This is a genomic window from Actinomadura logoneensis (assembly GCF_003428695.1).
Classification (GTDB): domain Bacteria; phylum Actinomycetota; class Actinomycetes; order Streptosporangiales; family Streptosporangiaceae; genus Spirillospora; species Spirillospora logoneensis.
In genome coordinates this window covers 16,696-34,012 of sequence record NZ_QURH01000255.1, presented here as the reverse complement: position 1 = coordinate 34,012, position 17,317 = coordinate 16,696, and the positions used below count along the sequence as shown (strand labels likewise).

Below are 17,317 nucleotides of genomic sequence, written 5' to 3'. Positions count from 1 at the left end.
CGCGCGGCGGCGTCCAGCGCGGCGCCCGCGCCGGTCGCGCCGAGGCCGACGACCAGCACGTCCACGACCTCGTCGGGCAGCGCGGCCAGCTCGCGGGCGCGGCGCGCGGCGTTGAGGGACGACCGGACAGGGGTCATGGCGCGAGGGTCCTCTCCAGGATGGTGCGAAGCTCGGTGTCGAACGCCTCGGGGGTGAGCGCCGGGTCGGCCGGGTCGGCGACCGTCCGGCCCGACAGCGCGAAGGACTGCACGACCAGCAGCAGCGCCCGCGCCTGCCGGGCGGTGTCGCCCGCGCGGATCGACCCGTCGGCGTGCCCGGCGGCCAGCGCCTCCTCGAAGATCTCCAGGAAGGCCGACTGGCTCGCGCCGAGGCGGTCCAGCAGGTAGGGCAGCAGCAGCTCGGGGTCGACGTCGAGGATCTTGCGCATCAGCGGGTGGTCCCGCAGCGCCGCGACGCCGGTGACCAGCCCGTCCATCAGCGCCTCCCGCGCCGTCGCGCCCCCGCCGCCCGTGCCCGCGCCGCCCGTGCCAGCGCCGGTGGTGGACGGCCGGACGGCGGTGCCGACGGCGGTCCACTCGCGGGTCATGAGGTCGGCGACGATGGTCCGCACGTCCGGCCAGCGACGGTAGAGCGTCATCCGGGAGACCCCGGCGCGGCGGGCGATGTCGGTGAGCGTGGTGCGGCGCACGCCGACCGCGAGGACGCAGTCGCGGGCCGCGTCGAGCACGGTCTGCTCGTCCATCCTGTTGTGACGGTTCGACGTCATGTGTCACAGTGTAAGGCAGTACGCACTTGTTGAGCCACTTGGAGGAGCGGTGGGAACCGGGGACATGCTGTGGAGCGGCTGGGGCGATCCGGCCCGGGCCACCCCCCTGCCGGAGTCGGTCGTGGGACTGCTGCGCGACCTGCTGGGCGTCAGGCCGGTGGAGGCCCCGCCGCTCACCCTGGACGAGGTCGTCGTGCCCCCGTCGCGGCTGCCGGAGGCGGCCCTGGCGGCGCTCGCCGACGCCGTCGGCGCGGAGCACGTGCGCACCGACGACGAGGCCCGCGTCCGCCACACGCGCGGCAAGTCCACCCCCGACCTGCTGCGCATCCGCGCGGGCCGGGCGGAGGACGCGCCCGACGCCGTGGTCCTGCCCGGCTCGCACGACGAGGTCCTCGCCGTCCTCGCGGCGTGCGCCGCCCACCGGGTCGCGGTCGTGCCGTTCGGCGGCGGGACGTCGGTGGTCGGCGGCCTGGCCCCGACCGGCCTCGCCGCGTCCGGCCTCACCGCTTTCGCCGCCCTCGACCTGCGCCGCCTCGACGGCCTGGTGGAGCTGGACGAGGTGTCGCGCACGGCCGTGTTCCAGCCGGGCCTGCGCGCCCCCCGCGCCGAGGAGCTGCTGCGCGAGCGCGGCTACACCCTCGGCCACTTCCCGCAGTCGTTCGAGTGGGCGACGATCGGCGGGTTCGCCGCCGCGCGCTCCAGCGGCCAGGCGTCCGCCGGGTACGGGCGGTTCGACGGGATGGTCGTCGGCCTGACCGTCGCGACCCCCGCCGGGACGCTCGACCTCGGCCGCGCGCCGAAGTCCGCCGCCGGGCCCGACCTGCGGCAGCTCGTCCTCGGCTCGGAGGGCGCGTTCGGCGTCATCACCTCCGTCCGGGTGCGGATCCGGCCCGTCCCGGACGCCCGCGCGTACGAGGGCTGGCGCTTCCCCGACTTCGCGGCCGGCTCCACGGCCCTGCGCGCGCTCGCCCAGGACGGCCCGCTCCCGACGGTCCTGCGCCTGTCGGACGAGACCGAGACGATGATCGGCCTGGCCGACCCGTCCGGCGTCGGCGCGGAGCTGTCCGCGTCCGGCTGCCTGGTCGTCCTCGGCCTGGAGGGCACGCCGGACGAGATCGAGGCCCGCCGCGCCCGGATCCACGACGTCCTCACCGGGCTGGGCGGCGAGCCGCTCGGCGCGGAGCCCGGTGAGAAGTGGGAGCACGGCCGCTTCAACGCGCCCTACCTGCGCGACGCGCTGCTCGACGTGGGCGCGTTCGCCGAGACGCTGGAGACGGCCGCGTTCTGGGCCGACATCCCCGCCCTCTACGCGGGCGTGAAGCGGGCGCTCACCGACACGCTCGCCGGTTCGGGGACGCCGCCGCTGGTCATGTGCCACATCTCGCACGTCTACCCGTCCGGCGCGTCGCTGTACTTCACGGTCGTCTCCGCGCAGGGACCGGACGCCGTCCCGCACTGGGAGAAGGCCAAGCACGCCGCCAACGACGCGATCCTCGCGGCGGGCGGGACGATCAGCCACCACCACGGCGTCGGCACCGACCACCGCGACTGGTACGCCCGCGAGACCGGCCCGCTCGGCATGGCGGCGCTGCGCGCGGTGAAGGACGCCCTCGACCCGTCCGGCATCCTGAACCCCGGCATCCTGATCCCCCCGGCCGCCGAGGAGTAGCCCCCCATGACCCCCCGTGTGTTCACCGCCGTCGTCAACCCGACGGCGGGCAGCTCGGCGTCCGCGGCGACGCTGATCCCGCTCGCCCGCGCGCTGCGCGAGGCCGGCGCCGAGCTCGTCGTCGAGTACAGCCGCGGCCTGGAGCACGCCACCGCCCTCGCCCGCGGCGCGGCCGACGCGGGCCACGTCGTCCTCGGCGTCGGCGGGGACGGCATGGTCGGCTGCGTCGGCGGCGCGCTGGTCGGCACGGACGCGGTGTTCGGGATCGTCCCGGCCGGCCGCGGCAACGACTTCGCCCGGCAGCTCGCCATCCCGGCCGAGCCGGAGGCCCTGGTCGAGCTGCTGCTGCGCGGCGAGCCGCGGCCGGTGGACGCGATCGAGGCCAACGGCGTCCCGGTGCTCGGCAGCGTCTACGCCGGGGTGGACGCCGTCGCGAACCTCAACGCGAACCGGTCCCGCTGGCTGCGCGGCTCGGCGTCCTACTACGTGGGCGCGCTGCGCGCCGTCGCCGCCTGGCGGCCCGCCCACTACCGGATCACCGTGGACGGCGCGGAGCACCGCTTCCGCGGCTACACGGTCATCGCGGCCAACTCCGGCTACTACGGCTTCGGCCGGCACGTCGCGCCGGACGCCTCCGTCGACGACGGCCTGCTCGACATCGTCCTGATCCGGCACGCCCCCCGGTGGATCTTCTTCACCGTGATGCGCGAGCTGGAGGAGGGAAGGCACCTGAACCGTCCGCAGGTCGAGGTGCTGCGCGGCCGGGAGGTCCGCATCGAGCTGGAGGAACCGGGCCGCGTCCTGCCGTACGGCGCCGACGGGGAGCTCCCGGGCGAGCTCCCGGTGACCGCCAGGGTGCTGCCGGGCGCCCTGCGCGTCCTCGCCCCCTGAGCCGTTGGGCCGACCGAGGTCCGGCCGGGCGCGGTCTAGGGAGGACGCCCGGCGGGGTGGTCGGGCATCGGGCGGGGTATCAGTGCGCTGACCTGCGGTGATGAGACTTGCCCGGACCATTTGGGCGGGTTTACGCGGGCATTACGGACGTCCGCCTAGTGTTCTAGGTGTGTTCCGGTTCTACCGGGACCAGGGCCGTCTGTGGAGGCATCATGAGAAGGCGATCCGTCGCCGTTCTGGGGGGACTCATGATGACCGCAGACGCCCTCGCCGTGGTGGCGCCGGTGTCCATGGGGGTGGCACCGGCGCCCGCCGCGTGTTCGGGGGTTACCCGGCCGATCCCCATCAGGAGCGTGACCTGACCCGTGAACACGGGTGAGCGCCGCGTCCGCCGGGTGCTCCGGGTCCCGGTGGTCGGACGCGCCCACGGCTTAGGGTGGATGTCGTGCGCTTCCTGCTGAACATCATCTGGCTGGTCCTGGCCGGTTTCTGGCTGGCGCTGGGCTACGCCGTCGCCGGGATCATCTGCTGCATCCTGATCATCACCATCCCGTTCGGGATCGCCTCGTTCCGCATCGCGCTGTTCGCGCTCTGGCCGTTCGGCCAGACCGTCGTCAAGCGCCCCGACGCCGGTGCGGGCTCGTGCCTCGGCAACGCGATCTGGCTGGTCTTCGCCGGGATCTGGCTCGCCATCGGGCACATCGTCACCGGTGTTGCGCTCTGCATCACGATCATCGGCATCCCGTTCGGCATCGCGAACTTCAAGCTCGTCCCGATCTCGCTGACGCCGCTCGGCCGGGAGATCGTCCCGACGGACGACCCGCGCACCTTCGGCGTCGCCTAGCCCTCTCGCCCAGCCCTCCGCCACGCCGTCCCGCAGCATCCTGCGGCCGTGGCCCGGGCTCCTGCCGCCGTCGCTCGGCCTGGTGCCGTTCTCTGCTCGGCGGCGCGTCGTCCTCCGCACCGATGGGCCGCTCGGTCCCGAACCGCCGCCTTCGCGTATTCATCAACTTTGAGCCGTGCGGAGGCGTAGCGTTTCCTGGTGTCACGCCGATATGCCTGTGATCCGGATCACAGCCGGGCATCGGTAGCGCATCAGGGGGATATCCGGTTGATTCGGCCGCCGGCCTTCTCGGCCGATCCGCCCCCGGGGACCGCCTCCGTCCGGCATCGTGGCCGCGATCACGGTGACATTCGGTAAGGGATCTACTCCCGGAGGTGATCGATGAGCGCAGAGTCCACCGCACCACAGGAACCCCACGCACGTCCAGAGCCGGACGAGGCGGCGTACCTCGCGATCGGGGCGAGCCCCGAGTTCGCCCGGCTCAGAGCCGCGTTCCGGCGCTTCGTCTTCCCGCTGACCGTGGCCTTCCTCACCTGGTACCTGCTCTACGTCGTCCTGTCCGCCTACGCCCGCGACTTCATGGCCGAGAAGGTGGTGGGCGAGATCAACGTCGCGCTCGTCTTCGGCCTGCTGCAGTTCGTGTCCACCTTCCTCATCGCCGTCGCCTACGAGCGCTACTCCCGCAGGACCCTCGAACCCCTCGCCGCCGGTGTCGTGACCGGCGCCCCGGCCACCGGCGGCGCCCGCGCCGCCGACGAGGAGGACGCCGAGTGAACGCCCAGCACGTCCTCGCCGCGGCGGCGGGGGTCTCCAAGAGCGAGCACCGGACGATCACGCTCGTCCTGTTCGCCGTCTTCGTCGCCATCACCCTGTACATCACGATCCGGGCCAGCCGGCAGACCCGCACCGCCGCCGACTTCTACGCGGGCGGACGGCAGTTCACCGGGCTGCAGAACGGGCTGGCCATCGGCGGCGACTACATGTCCGCCGCGTCCTTCCTCGGCATCGCCGGGATCTTCGCGCTGTCCGGCTACGACGGGTTCCTGTACTCGATCGGGTTCCTGGTCGCGTGGCTGGTCGCGCTGCTGCTGGTCGCCGAGATGCTGCGCAACTCGGGCCGGTTCACGATGGCGGACGTGCTCGCCTTCCGGATGCGCCAGCGCCCGGTCCGGGCCGCCGCCGGGATCTCCACCATCGTGGTGTCGATCTTCTACCTGCTGGCCCAGATGGTCGGCGCGGGCGCGCTGGTCAACCTGCTGCTCGGCACGCACGGCGAGGCCGCCAAGATCGGCACGATCGTGGTGGTCGGCGCCCTGATGATCTTCTATGTCGTGGTCGGCGGAATGAAGGGCACCACCTGGGTGCAGATCGTCAAGGCCGTCCTGCTGATGGCCGGCGCGGTCGTCATGACGGTGTGGGTGCTGTCGAAGTTCGACTTCAACCTGTCGCACCTGCTCGGCGCGGCGGCCGACAGCTCCGGCAAGGGCGACAGGTTCCTGCAGCCGGGGCTGAAGTACGGCGCGACCGACATGTGGTCCAAGCTCGACCTGCTCTCGCTGGGCCTCGCCCTGGTGCTCGGCACGGCGGGCCTTCCGCACGTCCTGATCCGCTTCTACACCGTCCCGAACGCGCGCGCCGCCCGGACGTCGGTCAACTGGGCGATCGGCATCATCGGGGTGTTCTACCTGATGACGCTGGTCATCGGGTTCGGCGCGGCGGCCCTGGTCGGCAGCAAGGCGATCATGGCCCAGGACAAGGGCGGCAACACCGCGGCCCCGCAGCTCGCCGAGAAGCTCGGCGGCGGCGCCGGGACGACCGGCGGCGCGGTCTTCCTGGCGATCATCGCGGCGGTCGCGTTCGCCACGATCCTCGCCGTCGTCGCGGGGCTGACGCTCGCGTCGTCCTCGTCGTTCGCGCACGACCTGTACGCCAACGTCTTCCGGCGCGGGACGACCGGTGAGCGGGACGAGGTGAAGGTGGCCCGCGTGTCGGCGCTGGTCATCGGCGCCGTCGCGATCATCCTGTCGATCTTCGCGCGCGGGCTGAACGTGGCGTTCCTGGTCGCGCTGGCGTTCGCGATCGCCGCGTCCGCCAACCTCCCGACGCTGCTGTTCTCGCTGTTCTGGAAGCGGTTCAACACGGCCGGGGCGGTCGCGGGCATCTACGGCGGCCTGGTGTCGGCGGTCGGGCTCGTCCTGCTGAGCCCGATCTGCTGGGGCGGCAAGTCCGAGACCATCCCCAAGGGGAACCCGGACGCGCTGTTCAGCACGGACACCGTCGCGCCGTTCCACCTGCAGAACCCCGGCCTGTTCTCCATCCCGATCGGGTTCCTGTGCGCCTACATCGGGACGGTGCTGTCCAAGGAGCGCACGACGGAGAAGTACGCCGAACTGGAGGTGCGCGCCCTCACCGGCGAGGGGGCCCACTGACGACGGCCGCGTCCGCCGCACCGCCCGCGACGGCTCTGACGGGCCCCGCCAGGGTGGTGCGAACCGGACCAAAGCCGCGAGCTTGACGGTGGTGGAGACCTCCGGGGAAAGTTGGGACACCCCCAGCCCCCCGGAGGTCTCTTCATGCATGCCCAGGACCCGCCGCACGAGGTCGAGAACTCGCGGACGTCGGAGGCCGGGGCCGGGTGGACGTGCGGCAGGCCGGGGACGTTCGGGCGGCTCATGCCCGAGCGCGTGCGGACGTTCTCCTGGCGCCGCCCGACGGTGCTGTGGCGGTCCCGGAACGACGTGGTGGCGCGGCTGTGGGGCGACCCGTCCAACGAGCTGCGGCAGCGGGCGGTGGCGGCGCTGGCCGAGCGCGGCGCGCCCGGATCGCTCACCATGCACCGTCCCGAACGCGAGTTCTCGTTCATCGTCATGGGCGACACCGGCGAGGGGGACCGGTCGCAGTACGCCGTCGTCCCGCCGCTGCTGTCGGTCGGGGCCGACACCGACTTCCTGGTCATCGCCTCCGACGTGATCTATCCGACGGGTGACACCGGGGACTACGAGGACAAGTTCTTCCGTCCCTACGCGGGGTACCCGGGGCCGATCTACGCCGTCCCCGGCAACCACGACTGGTACGACGGCCTGCGCGGCTTCCTGAACGTGTTCTGCCACTTCGACATGGACTGCACGCCGTCCTGGCCGGGACGGTCCGCCTGGCTGGCGCGGCGGCTGTGGCGCAGGTCGGGCGAGGTGGACGCGGCACGGCTCGCCGAGGTGCGGGCGCGGTACCGGGGCGCGCCGCGGCAGCGGGCCGTCCAGCCCGCGCCGTACTGGGCGATCGACACCCCGACGCTGCGGATCATCGGCATCGACACCGGCATCCGCGGCGGCATGGACGAGGAGCAGGGCCGCTGGCTGCGCGGCGTCTCGGCCGGTCCGAAGCCCAAACTGCTGGTCACCGGGAAGCCCCTGGTCGTGGAGGACATGGTCCATCCCGACCCGATCGCGGGCGGCGGCACCGTGGACGAGATCGTCCGCGACCCGGCGAACAACTACGTCGCGGCGATCGGCGGCGACATCCACAACTACGAGCGGTACCCGGTGAAGGTCGGCCGCCGGACGCTCCAGTACGTCGTCTCGGGCGGCGGCGGCGCGTTCATGCACGCGACCCACATCATCCCGAGGACGACCGTCGTGGACGAGTCGGAGTTCCGCTGCTACCCGCTGCGCGGCGACTCCCTCTCGCGCTACAGCCAGCTCTACGGGCGCTGGTTCCGGATGCCCTGGCTGTTCGACCTGACGCCGAAGGAGGCGACGGCGGCGGTCGAGCAGCGGCTCGGCATCAAGGCCGCCCGCCGCTACGAGGACGGGGAGGTGTCGCTGCGGGCCCGGTTCGTCGCCGCCGCCCTCGGCGTCCCGCGCGGGAAGCGCCCGCGCTGGAGGATCCGGCGACTGCCGGTGAAGCGCATCCCGCAGCGGTTCCGGTCGGAGATGGCCGACTGGGACAGCCCGCCGTTCTTCAAGAGCTTCCTGCGCCTGGACGTCACCGAGACCGAGCTGCGCGTCCGCTGCTACGCGGTCACCGGGTGCGGCGACCACGAGAACGCCCCGCCGGTCGAGGACGAGTTCGTCATCCCCCTGGCCTGAGCGCCCTCCCGGGCGTTTCTGTCGGACCCGGACGGCACAATGTGCCGGTGAGGATCGCCATCGCCATCGGGGCCGGAGGCGGGGGCGCGCTACGACCCCTCGCCGACGACGGCACGCCCCTGGCGGCGGCGGAGTCCGTGCCGTCGCTGGTGGCGGCGGTGGCCGAGCGCCAGCGCGCCGACCGTCCGCGCTGGGTGTGGTCGTCGTCCGCGCGGGTGTACCGGGCGCTGGTCGAGGCGGGCGTCCGGGTCGAGCGGTGCCACGACCTGGAGCTGACCGAGAGCCTGCTGTCCGGCTACGACGGGCGGTACGGGGAGCCCCGGTCGGTCGCGGCGGCGTGGGCGCGGATGCGCGGCGAGCCCGTCCCGGACGACCGTCCGCCCGCCGAATCCGGTCCGCAGGCGTCCCTCTTCGATGACGAGGAGGACGAGGGCGAGGACCTGGAGCAGATCGTCGCCGTCCACGCCGAGCAGCAGCGCCGCATCGCCCGCGTCCCCGGCTTCGCGCTGCTCTGCGCGGCCGAGTCGGCGGGGTCGCTGATCGCCGCCGAGATGACGCACGCAGGTCTGCCCTGGTCGGCCGCCGCGCACGACGCGCTGCTGACCGAGATGCTGGGGCCGCGCCCGTCCGGCGGGCTGCGCCCCCGCAGGCTCCAGGAGCTGGCGGACAAGATCAGCGCCGCGTTCGGACGCCACGTGAACCCGGACTCGCCAGCGCAGATCGTCAAGGCGTTCGCCGCGGTCGGCCACCCGGTGAAGACGACCCGCGCATACGTCCTGAAGGAGATCGACCACCCGGCCGTGCCCCTCCTCTTGGAGTACAAGGAACTGTCCCGCCTGCACACCGCCCACGGATGGGCGTGGCTCGACACGTGGGTGCACGAGGGCCGGTTCCGTCCGGAGTACGTGGTCGGCGGCGTCGTCTCGGGGCGCTGGGCGACCAACGGGGGCGGCGCGCTCCAGATCCCGCGCGTCCTCCGCTCGGCGGTCGTGGCGGACGAGGGCTGGTCGCTGGTCGTCGCGGACGCGGCCCAACTGGAGCCGCGCGTCCTCGCTGCGCTCGCGGGCGACCGAGCCTTCGCCGACGCCGCCGCCCAGGGCGACCTGTACGCCGCTCTGGCCGACGTGTTCACCCCGTCCGCCGACCTGACCGCCCGCGACAAGGCGAAACTCGCGCTGCTGTCGGCGATGTACGGCGGCGGAACGGGCGAGGCCGTGCAACTGCTGGGCGTCCTGAAGAAGCGCTTCCCGGACGCGTTCGAGTTCGTGGAGGCGGCGGCCCAGGCGGGGGAACGAGGTCACCTCGTCCGCTCCCGCCTGGGCCGGACCTGCCCGCCGCCGTCCGCCGACTGGCGCGAACTGACGTCCACGGGCGAGGACACCCGCTCGGCCTCGGCCGTCCGCAGCCGGGGCCGCTTCACCCGCAACTTCGTCGTCCAGGCGACGGCCGCCGACTGGGCCCTGACCCTGATGGCCCGACTCCGCCAACGCCTCACCGCGCTAGGCGACCCGCACCTGGTCTTCTTCCAACACGACGAGGTCATCGTGCATACGCCGACTTCTCTGGCGGACGAGGTCGTCGCCGCGATCGAGGCGTCCGCGAAAGAGGCGGGCCGCCTCCTGTTCGGAGAGACCCCGGTCGTCTTCCCGATGGAGGCGGCCGTGGTCCAGCGCTACTCCGACGCCAAGTGACTCACGACGGAGGAGCCAAGCGGAACCAGACCCGCAGCCGTCCGTCGTCCAGAACGTCGAACCCCCAGTCCTCGGAGAGCGCTTCGAGGATCGGAAGGCCGCGTCCGCCCAGGCCGCAGGGGTCGTCGGTGTAGTGCGGCAGTGTCCCGCCGCCCCCGTCCACGACGGCCACGGTCACGGTCTGTCCGTCGGTTTCGACTGACAGCTCGACGCTGTTCCCGCCGCCGTGGATGACCGCGTTCGTGCAGGTCTCCGACGTCAGGAGGATGCAGTCGTCCAGCGCGGGGTGGGCGGATCCGAGGAGTTTGGCGACCCAGTGGCGGGCGGCGGCGACGTGCTCGGTGTCGGACGGGAAGACCTGGAGGTGCCTCACGCCCGGGGAGGCGGTCACGTGGTGGTCCGGGTCGGGACGAGGGCGGCGAGGCTGCAAGGTTCGAGGCGCGTGTCGAGTCCGGCGACGGCCCGGTCGAGTCTGGTGACGTGGGCGAGGGTGTGGCCGGAGCTGTCGAGGAAGTAGAGCCGGCCGCGCTGCCTGCGGACGGTGACGGACTCGCCGATGTGCGGGACGAGCGGGTGGAAGACCCGCAGCAGCCTGGGGCGTTCCCAGGGGAGGGTGGAGGTCATCCAGCCGTGTTCGGCCAAGGCCCAGGCGAGCCGTCCGAGGTGATGGTCTTCGAGGTCCGCGCGTACGACCCGCGCGCCCGCTGACCGTCGTATTCTCATGTGCGTCCTCCTTGTGAGGATGGGCCGCGCGGCCGGGGGAGGGCTCCAATCCACACCCGGCCGCGCGGCGGCTTCTCAACCCGGCAGCGGACGTCCGCACCGGGCGGTGATCACTATCTGTGGTCACTTGGTTGCGCTCGCTTATCGTGAACCCGTCGCGGCGCGCTTGTCCATGCATCAGTGCAGTTGGTCCATGATTTTTTGTAGATCCGGTTGCAGCGCTCCGCGCGGCTGCCGCATGCTCCCGTCATGACCGGTATCAAGAGCCCTACGGTGCGTCACCGACGCCTGGCCCGCGAACTGCGCAAGCACCGCGAGCGCGCCGGCCTCACGACCGAGGCCGCCTCCGACCGGCTCGGCTGGTCACGCACCAAACTGGTGCGCTTCGAAGCCGCCAGAACCCGCCCCACGCCCGCCGACGTCAGCGCGGCGCTCGACCTCTACGGCGCGGACCTGCCCGACCGTGCGGCGCTCATGGACCTCGCCCGGCAAGCACGCCAACGCGGATGGTGGACGGCATACTCCGATGTCTTCCAGTCGTCCTTCGTGGCGCTTGAGGACGAGGCTTCGAGCATTCGAGGCTGGTATCCCCAGGTGATCCCAGGCTTGCTCCAGACCGATGCCTACGCCCACACGCTCCTCTCGGCAGGCGGTGTGGGCCTCGACCGCATAACGCTGGAGCGGCGCCTTCAAGCCAGACTCGCGCGAAGGGCCTTGCTCTCGCGCCCGTCGGCGCCGAGCTTGCACGTCGTACTGGACGAGGCTGCGATCAGGCGGGGTCCCACCACGCCGGGAGTCATGGCCGAGCAGTTGGCCTCATTGGAAGCCGCGGCCCGACGCCCCAACATCACGGTGCAGGTTCTGCCGTTCTCGGCCGGGATGCACGCGGGCTTGGACGGCGGTTTCGTCGTTCTCGGATATCACGAGCCCGAGGATCCGGACGTCGCCTACGTTGAGACTGCAGGTGGAGAGATCTACATTGAGAGTTCGCTCCACGTTGACCGGATTGGCCGGTTCTTTGAAGACGTCAGCGACGCGGCATGGTCGCCGGGCGAGTCGGCGGCCTTCCTCGCCGCGACCGCCAAGGAGGTCTCCCAGCATGGCGACTGTGCCTGAAAGTTCCATACTGACCTGGCGTAAGAGCACCCACAGCACGCCGAACGGCTCTGACTGTGTGGAAGTCGCCGCACTCATCCGGACCACGTTCGTGCGGGACTCCAAAGATCCAGGCGGCCCGAATCTGTCCGTCTCCTCAACCGACTGGCGAGCGTTCATGACCGCGATCAAAGAGGGGCCAGTCACGTGAACGTCCACGAGACACATGGCCTCAACTGGCGAAAGAGCAGCCACAGTTCAGCGCAGCACTCCGACTGTGTGGAGATCGCAGACGCTGGTCTGCGCGTCGCCGTCCGTGATTCCAAGGACCCGGAGGGGCCGAGGCTGGCTGTCTCTCTCGACGAGTGGCGGACGTTCACCTCAGCGGTGAAGGCGCGTCCCTGACATAAGCCTGGCGGACGCGGTTGGTTGGCTGTGGCGCTCAGCGGCGCGGGTGGGACAGCAGTGCGGCGTGGACGCGGTGTGCGGCGTCGGTCTGCGTGCCCGCGTCGATGAGGAGTTCGGGGCCGGCGAGGGGCGTGACGTCCTCGAAGCGGTCGCCGTGGTCGGTCAGCGTCCACCCGGGCCAGCGGGCGTTCACAGCCTCGACTTCGATGGCACATTCCAGCGACCACCAGTCGAGCCGCCGCCTGGGGACGTCCATGCATATCCCGCTCCAGGGGATGGCCTCCAGTACCGCGCTCTGCTGTCCCCGGTGCCGTTCGGCGAGCACGACGCCCGGTCCGGCCAGCAGCACCTGCTCCAGCCCCGGACTCCAGCGCCCGGCGAACCACGGCGCCGCCTCGCTGTGCTCGCGCACGGCGACGAGGACTGGCGCGACACGTCCGAAGTCGTCGTCCTCGGTGGGGGAGTCGGCCCACCCGGCGGGCAGTGGCCGCGAATTCTCCTCCAGGTGGCGGGCAGTGGCCGCGAATTCTCCTCCAGGTCCCACACCGTGTCGTAAGGCAAGCGCAGGTGGTCCAGCGCCTCGCGCAGCCCGCGCGCCGCCCACCGCACGCTCCATCCAGGCCACCGCTCGGCGACCGCTGCCAGCCACGCCCGGACCTCCAGGAGGTCACCGCGCGGCAGCGGCGGATCCTCGGCCAGGTGCACCAGCAGCAGCCGCCGCCGCTCGTCCAGCAGGACGACCCCGTTCCACCAGGTCGCGTTCACCCAGCCGCAGCTCTCACCGTCGTCGGCGAGACCCTGGGGACCGGCCAGCAGCTCCCGGTACAGCGCATGCGTGCCGCGCCGCCGCCCACGCACCCGGTAGCCGTGCTCGTCCACCGTCACCAGGTAGACGTGTCCGCCACTCATCCCCGCACGCTAGAGCGGCCGACCGCTAGAGACAATTGCCGCACACCGGCCGAGTGTGACGCCGGCGCGCTGATGTGGGCCGTCCGCAGTGACGTGGTTCGGCAAGGACGGACCGGAAGCCTCCGAGATGTCATCCTGGCGTTGCGAAGAAGGTGTGATCGTTCCATGTCGCTGGGTGACCTCCGTTCGTGGCCAACGCCGTCGCGATCGCTGGGAGGCTGATGAGGGGTCTTCGGTGATGGAGGGCATGCCCGAGGGGCCAGCGGAGGACTGGAAACCTTACGCTGTCCAGCTGGGCGACCGGTTGACCCGTGATGGCGTCCTCACTGACCCGGCCCTGCACCGGGCGGTCGTCAACGTCCCTCGGCATCTGTTCGTCCCGACGTTCTTTCCGTCCACCCCGACCGGCTATGGGCCGCCTGTCACGTCGCGGACGCCCGGTTACCTGAGCGCCGTCTACAGCGACCAGACGCTGGTGACCCGCCTTGCCGAGCATCACGGCGGTACCTTCGCCGTCTCAAGTTCCACCGCTCCCAGCCTGATGCTGCGAATGCTGCGCGAGCTGGACCTGCTGGACGCGATGCGGGTGCTGGAGATCGGCACCGGTACCGGCTACAACGCCGCGCTGCTGTGCGAACGCCTCGGAGACCGGCTGGTGTGCACCATCGACGTCGATCCGGACGTCACCACGACCGCTTGGCGGCACCTGAAAGCCGCCGGGTACGACCCGGTCGCAGGCTGTCGCGACGGTCAGGACGGCTACCCCGAGCGAGCCCCGTTCGACCGGATCATCGCGACGGTGTCGTTCCCGCGTGTGCCGTGGGCTTGGGTGAAGCAGACCGTCCCGGGCGGCCTGATTCTCGCCGACCTGCGGCCACCCGGCGCGCTCTGGACGGGCGGCCTGGCCAAGCTCACCGTGGACCACGGATCGGCAAGCGGCCACCTGCTGCCCTGCCGCGCGGGCTTCATGCCCGCCCGGCACGGCGACGCGTCCGGCTACCCCGAGCCGCCCGCGCTCGACAAGACCCGCGCCCGCCGCCGCGCCACGGCAGTGCCGGGCGAAGCGCTGATGGCCGAGGGGCTGGGGCTGATGGTGTGGGCCAAACTGCCGGGCCTGATCGTCTTCCCAGGTGCGGACGAGGTGACGCTCATCGCGAACCGGTCGTGGGCGACCGTCCCGCGTCGTGGTGTGGGCCTCGTCAGGTTCGGCGGTTCCGGGGACGTCTGGGAAGTCGCTGAAGCGGCGCGCGCGACTTGGCTGGGGGCCGGGTCCCCGACGGTCGAACGTTTCGGGCTGACGGTGAGGGCCCACGAGCAGACCCTTTGGCTTGACCGGCCCGACATTCCAGTCGGCTGGCTGTGAGGCGTTCGCGTCTCGCGCGGGGGCGGAAAAAAGTTGAGTGATTTTCATGTTGGGTCTTCCGGGGAGCCGCCGGCCGGGTTATTACCGGGGGTAACACCCAGCCCGGGAGGTCCCCCATGTCCCACCCCCGGCCACGGCTGCGGACGTGTTTCGTCGCAGCCACCGCCGCCCTCTCCCTCCTGTCCCTCGCCGTCCCCTCCGCGAGCGCCGCCCCCACCACGGCCGTGGTGGCGAGCACGCCGCTGCCCGCCGACCTGGAGCAGATCCGCGCGGCCGAGGCCACCAAGCTGTACGGCAGCCCGGAGGAACGCCCGATGGCCCAGCGCAAGACCGGTCTGATCTCCCTCGGTGACTCGGAGATCTCCGGTGAGGGCGCCGGTTCCTACTGGCCGGACACCGCCGGCCCGACGAACTGGTGCCACCGCTCGCAGGAGGCCGCGATCTACCGCACCACCATCCCGGCGGACGTCTCCACCAACGTCTCCTGTTCGGGCGCGGCCACCTACCACATCAAGATCGGCGGCGTGAAGCAGTACGCCGACCAGCTCGTCCAGAGCGACAACCTCGCGATCAAGGCCCGCAACACCCGCCTCAAGATGGTCGTGCTGGTCGTCGGCGCGAACGACGACATCCAGTTCGGCCCGGTGATGACCGACTGCGTCGAGCGCTGGATCCTCTCCAAGGGCACGTGCGAGCCGACCTACGCCCCCGGCTGGCAGGCCCGCGTGGACGGCATGGTGCCGAAGGTGGCGGCCACCGTCACCGACCTCAAGAAGGTCATGCGGGACGCCGGGTACACCGACGACTCCTACAAGCTCGTCCTGATGAGCTACCCGTCGCCCATCAGCCCCGACATGGCCGACAACCCGAACTTCCCGGGCAAGCTCCCCGGCGGCTGCCTCGGCTACGACTCCGACGCGGCCTGGGGGCGCAACGCGGCCGTCCCGGCCTTCGAGGTCGGCATCCGCAGGGCCGCCCAGCAGTCCGGCGCGATCTACCTGGACGCCTCGCGGCTGTTCCACGGGCACGAGGTCTGCACCGAGACGACCTGGGCGCGCGGCTTCTTCTACGACGGTTCGTTCCCGCCGGACGAGAACTCCGTCCGGCAGTCCTACCACCCCAACGCCGCAGGTCACGGCGCGTTCGCGTCGTGCTTCAGCCAGCTTTACGACTCCGGGCTGCGCGAGGCGTCGTGCGCCGACCCCGCGTCCACCAACACCGCCAAGCTCTACCCCGGCGCGTGGGACGACAAGTTCAAGCCGCTCAAGAACCAGGCCACCGGCCAGTGCGTTGACGCCAACGGCGGCTCGTCGCGCAACTACACCGCCGTGGTCGGCTGGGCCTGCCACGGGGGCCGCAACCAGACCTGGTGGTACGACCCGGCGTACAAGTCCATCCACAGCGGGCTGTCGCACGACCGGTGCCTGGACTCCCGCGACATCGCCGCCCCGACCGCCGCCATCCTGTGGGACTGCCACGGCGGCACGAACCAGCAGTGGACGATGCCGTCCGACGGCACCATCCGTCCGGCCACCGCGAACGGCCTGTGCCTGACGCAGCCGGTCGCGGACAAGGCCGTGGCGCTGCAGCCCTGCAACGGCTCGGCTTCCCAGCGCTTCGCCTGACCCCGCCCGCGGAGGAAGGCCCCGGTGACGCCGGGGTCTTCCTCCGCTCGTTCAGTGGCCGTTGAGCCGCCGCATGATCTCGACGAACTGCTTCTGCTGGGCCGCCGACAGCGGGGCGAGCAATTCCTCCTGGATGCCGTCGAGCACGGTGTCCAGCTCGCGCAATGTCGCCGAGCCGGCGGCGGTGATCGAGACGATCTTCCGACGCCGATGGGCGGGGTCGATCTCGCGTGCCACGAGGCCGAGTCCTTCGAGGTCGCTCAAGGCGGCGGTCACGTCGCTGCGGTCGATGCCGGTGTCGCGGCCGAGGTCGGCCTGGCTCTCCGGCCCCCACTGCTCGAGCGCGACGAGAAGCCGGTAGTGGTACCCGCGCAGCCCGTTCCCGTGCTCGGCGAAACCCGCGGCCAGCAGCGCGGACGCCCGCGCGGCGGCCTGGCCCAGCAGCCATGTGGGGCGGTCCTTGAGCCGGTCCGGGGTGCGTTGCGGTGCGGCGTGCTCGCGCATGGCCCCGAGTGTAGGCCACTTGTTGGCGCGCCCAACGGTTGTTATGTTGGACGCGCCAACATTGGTAGAGCCAACAATTGGGGCGGGGATGTCGACCAACACGCTGCGCATACTCATCATCGGACGTACCGGTTCAGTGCTGGTGGACGCCGTGGCGATGCTGCGCGAACGGGGATACGCCGCGAACGCCACCAACCAGTTCGACACGCTGCTCGACGACTACGACGTCCGCGAGCCCGACCTCGTGATCTTCGGCGGCATGGTGCCGCCGGAGAAGAAGGAGCGGATGCGAGCCGACATCCGTGAACTCAACCCTCAGGTGACCTTCATGCAGGGGTTGGGCGGTATCGCCCCACTGCTGATCGCGCAGGTCGAGGAGTTCGCGAAGGGAGCGGCCTCCGGTGTGGAGTACGACGCGAGCGCACGGGCGTTCCACATAACGCTGGACGCCGCCGCCTCCGTCATGGTCGAAGGGCTCTGGGCGAGGTTCGTGCCGCCAGAGCCGGTCGCGCAGTCAACGCTCGTCTTCAACGGCGAGCTCGCGGCCGGCGCGCACCAGATAGCGATCCCGGACGAGGTGCCAGAGCAGGGCTCGTACGCCGCGGTGCGGATCGGGGACCGCGTGTCCGCGTTCCAGATCGGCGAGACCCCGGCATCGGTCAAGCGCATCGCCGCCGACCAGTCCCTCCCGGCCCCCACCCCGGTCACCACCCACTTCCCCTGGACCTGAGCCCCCCGGGTGCG

Annotated in this window: 18 protein-coding genes; 13 read left to right on the top strand and 5 right to left on the bottom strand. The window is 71.6% G+C overall.

Annotation, left to right across the window (positions count from 1 at the left end; all coding sequences use genetic code 11):
• Window positions 1–133: 133 nt before the first annotated feature.
• Entirely contained in the window at window positions 134–766 is a 633-nt protein-coding gene (locus tag DZF91_RS15100; protein ID WP_117358104.1) for a TetR/AcrR family transcriptional regulator, read from the bottom strand.
• 64 nt (window positions 767–830) lie between these two features.
• Between DZF91_RS15100 and DZF91_RS15095 the strand changes: the two genes are divergently transcribed.
• The 7 genes from DZF91_RS15095 (at window position 831) to DZF91_RS15060 (ending at window position 9,946) form a co-directional block, all read left to right on the top strand.
• Complete coding sequence (locus DZF91_RS15095) at window positions 831–2,435, top strand: FAD-binding oxidoreductase (protein WP_117358103.1); 1,605 nt, start codon at window positions 831–833, stop codon at window positions 2,433–2,435.
• A 6-nt stretch (window positions 2,436–2,441) separates the two neighbouring features.
• On the top strand, window positions 2,442–3,326 hold the full coding sequence (locus DZF91_RS15090) for a diacylglycerol/lipid kinase family protein (protein ID WP_117358102.1): 885 nt from the start codon (window positions 2,442–2,444) through the stop codon (window positions 3,324–3,326).
• Window positions 3,327–3,762: 436 nt separating this feature from the next.
• Window positions 3,763–4,170, top strand: a complete 408-nt coding sequence (locus DZF91_RS15080) for a YccF domain-containing protein (RefSeq protein WP_235834303.1) — start codon at window positions 3,763–3,765, stop codon at window positions 4,168–4,170.
• A gap of 381 nt (window positions 4,171–4,551) precedes the next feature.
• Window positions 4,552–4,944, top strand: coding sequence for a DUF485 domain-containing protein (locus tag DZF91_RS15075; RefSeq protein WP_117358099.1), 393 nt, complete (start codon window positions 4,552–4,554; stop codon window positions 4,942–4,944).
• Window positions 4,941–6,599: a solute symporter family protein gene (locus DZF91_RS15070; protein ID WP_117358098.1), complete on the top strand. Its 1,659-nt coding sequence runs from the start codon at window positions 4,941–4,943 to the stop codon at window positions 6,597–6,599. The genes DZF91_RS15075 and DZF91_RS15070 overlap by 4 nt, the downstream gene beginning before the upstream one ends.
• A gap of 144 nt (window positions 6,600–6,743) precedes the next feature.
• On the top strand, window positions 6,744–8,255 hold the full coding sequence (locus DZF91_RS15065; protein ID WP_235834302.1) for a metallophosphoesterase family protein: 1,512 nt from the start codon (window positions 6,744–6,746) through the stop codon (window positions 8,253–8,255).
• A 47-nt stretch (window positions 8,256–8,302) separates the two neighbouring features.
• On the top strand, window positions 8,303–9,946 hold the full coding sequence (locus DZF91_RS15060; protein ID WP_117358107.1) for a bifunctional 3'-5' exonuclease/DNA polymerase: 1,644 nt from the start codon (window positions 8,303–8,305) through the stop codon (window positions 9,944–9,946).
• Window position 9,947: 1 nt separating this feature from the next.
• Here DZF91_RS15060 and DZF91_RS39815 read toward each other — a convergent pair whose 3' ends face one another.
• Together DZF91_RS39815 and DZF91_RS39810 are read right to left on the bottom strand one after the other, a co-directional pair.
• A complete protein-coding gene (locus DZF91_RS39815; protein ID WP_158587951.1) occupies window positions 9,948–10,337 on the bottom strand; it encodes an ATP-binding protein in 390 nt (129 codons plus the stop codon).
• Window positions 10,334–10,669: a hypothetical protein gene (locus DZF91_RS39810; RefSeq protein ID WP_158587950.1), complete on the bottom strand. Its 336-nt coding sequence runs from the start codon at window positions 10,667–10,669 to the stop codon at window positions 10,334–10,336. Before DZF91_RS39810 ends, DZF91_RS39815 begins: the two co-directional genes overlap by 4 nt.
• A gap of 249 nt (window positions 10,670–10,918) precedes the next feature.
• Between DZF91_RS39810 and DZF91_RS15050 the strand changes: the two genes are divergently transcribed.
• The 3 genes from DZF91_RS15050 to DZF91_RS15040 are packed head-to-tail and all read left to right on the top strand — an operon-like array spanning window position 10,919 to window position 12,169.
• On the top strand, window positions 10,919–11,785 hold the full coding sequence (locus DZF91_RS15050; RefSeq protein WP_117358106.1) for a helix-turn-helix domain-containing protein: 867 nt from the start codon (window positions 10,919–10,921) through the stop codon (window positions 11,783–11,785).
• A complete protein-coding gene (locus tag DZF91_RS15045) occupies window positions 11,769–11,975 on the top strand; it encodes a DUF397 domain-containing protein (RefSeq protein WP_117358096.1) in 207 nt (68 codons plus the stop codon). The genes DZF91_RS15050 and DZF91_RS15045 overlap by 17 nt, the downstream gene beginning before the upstream one ends.
• Window positions 11,972–12,169, top strand: coding sequence for a DUF397 domain-containing protein (locus tag DZF91_RS15040; protein ID WP_117358095.1), 198 nt, complete (start codon window positions 11,972–11,974; stop codon window positions 12,167–12,169). The genes DZF91_RS15045 and DZF91_RS15040 overlap by 4 nt, the downstream gene beginning before the upstream one ends.
• A 37-nt stretch (window positions 12,170–12,206) precedes the next feature.
• Here DZF91_RS15040 and DZF91_RS15035 read toward each other — a convergent pair whose 3' ends face one another.
• Window positions 12,207–12,584 carry a hypothetical protein gene (locus tag DZF91_RS15035; RefSeq protein WP_117358094.1) on the bottom strand — a complete coding sequence of 126 codons (378 nt, stop codon included), beginning with the start codon at window positions 12,582–12,584 and terminating at the stop codon, window positions 12,207–12,209.
• A gap of 735 nt (window positions 12,585–13,319) precedes the next feature.
• On the opposite strand from DZF91_RS15035, the gene DZF91_RS15030 reads away from it, so the two are divergent.
• Together DZF91_RS15030 and DZF91_RS15025 are read left to right on the top strand one after the other, a co-directional pair.
• On the top strand, window positions 13,320–14,444 hold the full coding sequence (locus tag DZF91_RS15030; RefSeq protein WP_235834305.1) for a methyltransferase domain-containing protein: 1,125 nt from the start codon (window positions 13,320–13,322) through the stop codon (window positions 14,442–14,444).
• Between the two features lie 116 nt (window positions 14,445–14,560).
• Window positions 14,561–16,069, top strand: coding sequence for a ricin-type beta-trefoil lectin domain protein (locus DZF91_RS15025; RefSeq protein ID WP_117358092.1), 1,509 nt, complete (start codon window positions 14,561–14,563; stop codon window positions 16,067–16,069).
• A gap of 51 nt (window positions 16,070–16,120) precedes the next feature.
• Here DZF91_RS15025 and DZF91_RS15020 read toward each other — a convergent pair whose 3' ends face one another.
• The gene (locus DZF91_RS15020; protein ID WP_117358091.1) at window positions 16,121–16,573 is read right to left on the bottom strand and encodes a MarR family winged helix-turn-helix transcriptional regulator; all 453 of its coding nucleotides are present in this window, start codon (window positions 16,571–16,573) and stop codon (window positions 16,121–16,123) included.
• Between the two features lie 88 nt (window positions 16,574–16,661).
• On the opposite strand from DZF91_RS15020, the gene DZF91_RS15015 reads away from it, so the two are divergent.
• Complete coding sequence (locus tag DZF91_RS15015; RefSeq protein WP_147341159.1) at window positions 16,662–17,303, top strand: hypothetical protein; 642 nt, start codon at window positions 16,662–16,664, stop codon at window positions 17,301–17,303.
• The last annotated feature ends 14 nt before the right edge of the window (window positions 17,304–17,317 follow it).

Excerpts from the sequence above, each read along its gene's own strand:
- DZF91_RS15075 (WP_117358099.1), top strand. The coding sequence starts at position 4,552 with ATGAGCGCAGAGTCCACCGCACCACAGGAACCCCACGCACGTCCAGAG.
- DZF91_RS15065 (WP_235834302.1), top strand. The coding sequence starts at position 6,744 with ATGCATGCCCAGGACCCGCCGCACGAGGTCGAGAACTCGCGGACGTCG.
- DZF91_RS15025 (WP_117358092.1), top strand. The coding sequence starts at position 14,561 with ATGTCCCACCCCCGGCCACGGCTGCGGACGTGTTTCGTCGCAGCCACC.
- DZF91_RS15050 (WP_117358106.1), top strand. The coding sequence starts at position 10,919 with ATGACCGGTATCAAGAGCCCTACGGTGCGTCACCGACGCCTGGCCCGC.
- DZF91_RS15015 (WP_147341159.1), top strand. The coding sequence starts at position 16,662 with ATGTCGACCAACACGCTGCGCATACTCATCATCGGACGTACCGGTTCA.
- DZF91_RS15030 (WP_235834305.1), top strand. The coding sequence starts at position 13,320 with ATGGAGGGCATGCCCGAGGGGCCAGCGGAGGACTGGAAACCTTACGCT.
- DZF91_RS15100 (WP_117358104.1), bottom strand. The coding sequence starts at position 766 with ATGACGTCGAACCGTCACAACAGGATGGACGAGCAGACCGTGCTCGAC.
- DZF91_RS15045 (WP_117358096.1), top strand. The coding sequence starts at position 11,769 with ATGGCGACTGTGCCTGAAAGTTCCATACTGACCTGGCGTAAGAGCACC.
- DZF91_RS39810 (WP_158587950.1), bottom strand. The coding sequence starts at position 10,669 with ATGAGAATACGACGGTCAGCGGGCGCGCGGGTCGTACGCGCGGACCTC.
- DZF91_RS15020 (WP_117358091.1), bottom strand. The coding sequence starts at position 16,573 with ATGCGCGAGCACGCCGCACCGCAACGCACCCCGGACCGGCTCAAGGAC.
- DZF91_RS15090 (WP_117358102.1), top strand. The coding sequence starts at position 2,442 with ATGACCCCCCGTGTGTTCACCGCCGTCGTCAACCCGACGGCGGGCAGC.
- DZF91_RS15095 (WP_117358103.1), top strand. The coding sequence starts at position 831 with ATGCTGTGGAGCGGCTGGGGCGATCCGGCCCGGGCCACCCCCCTGCCG.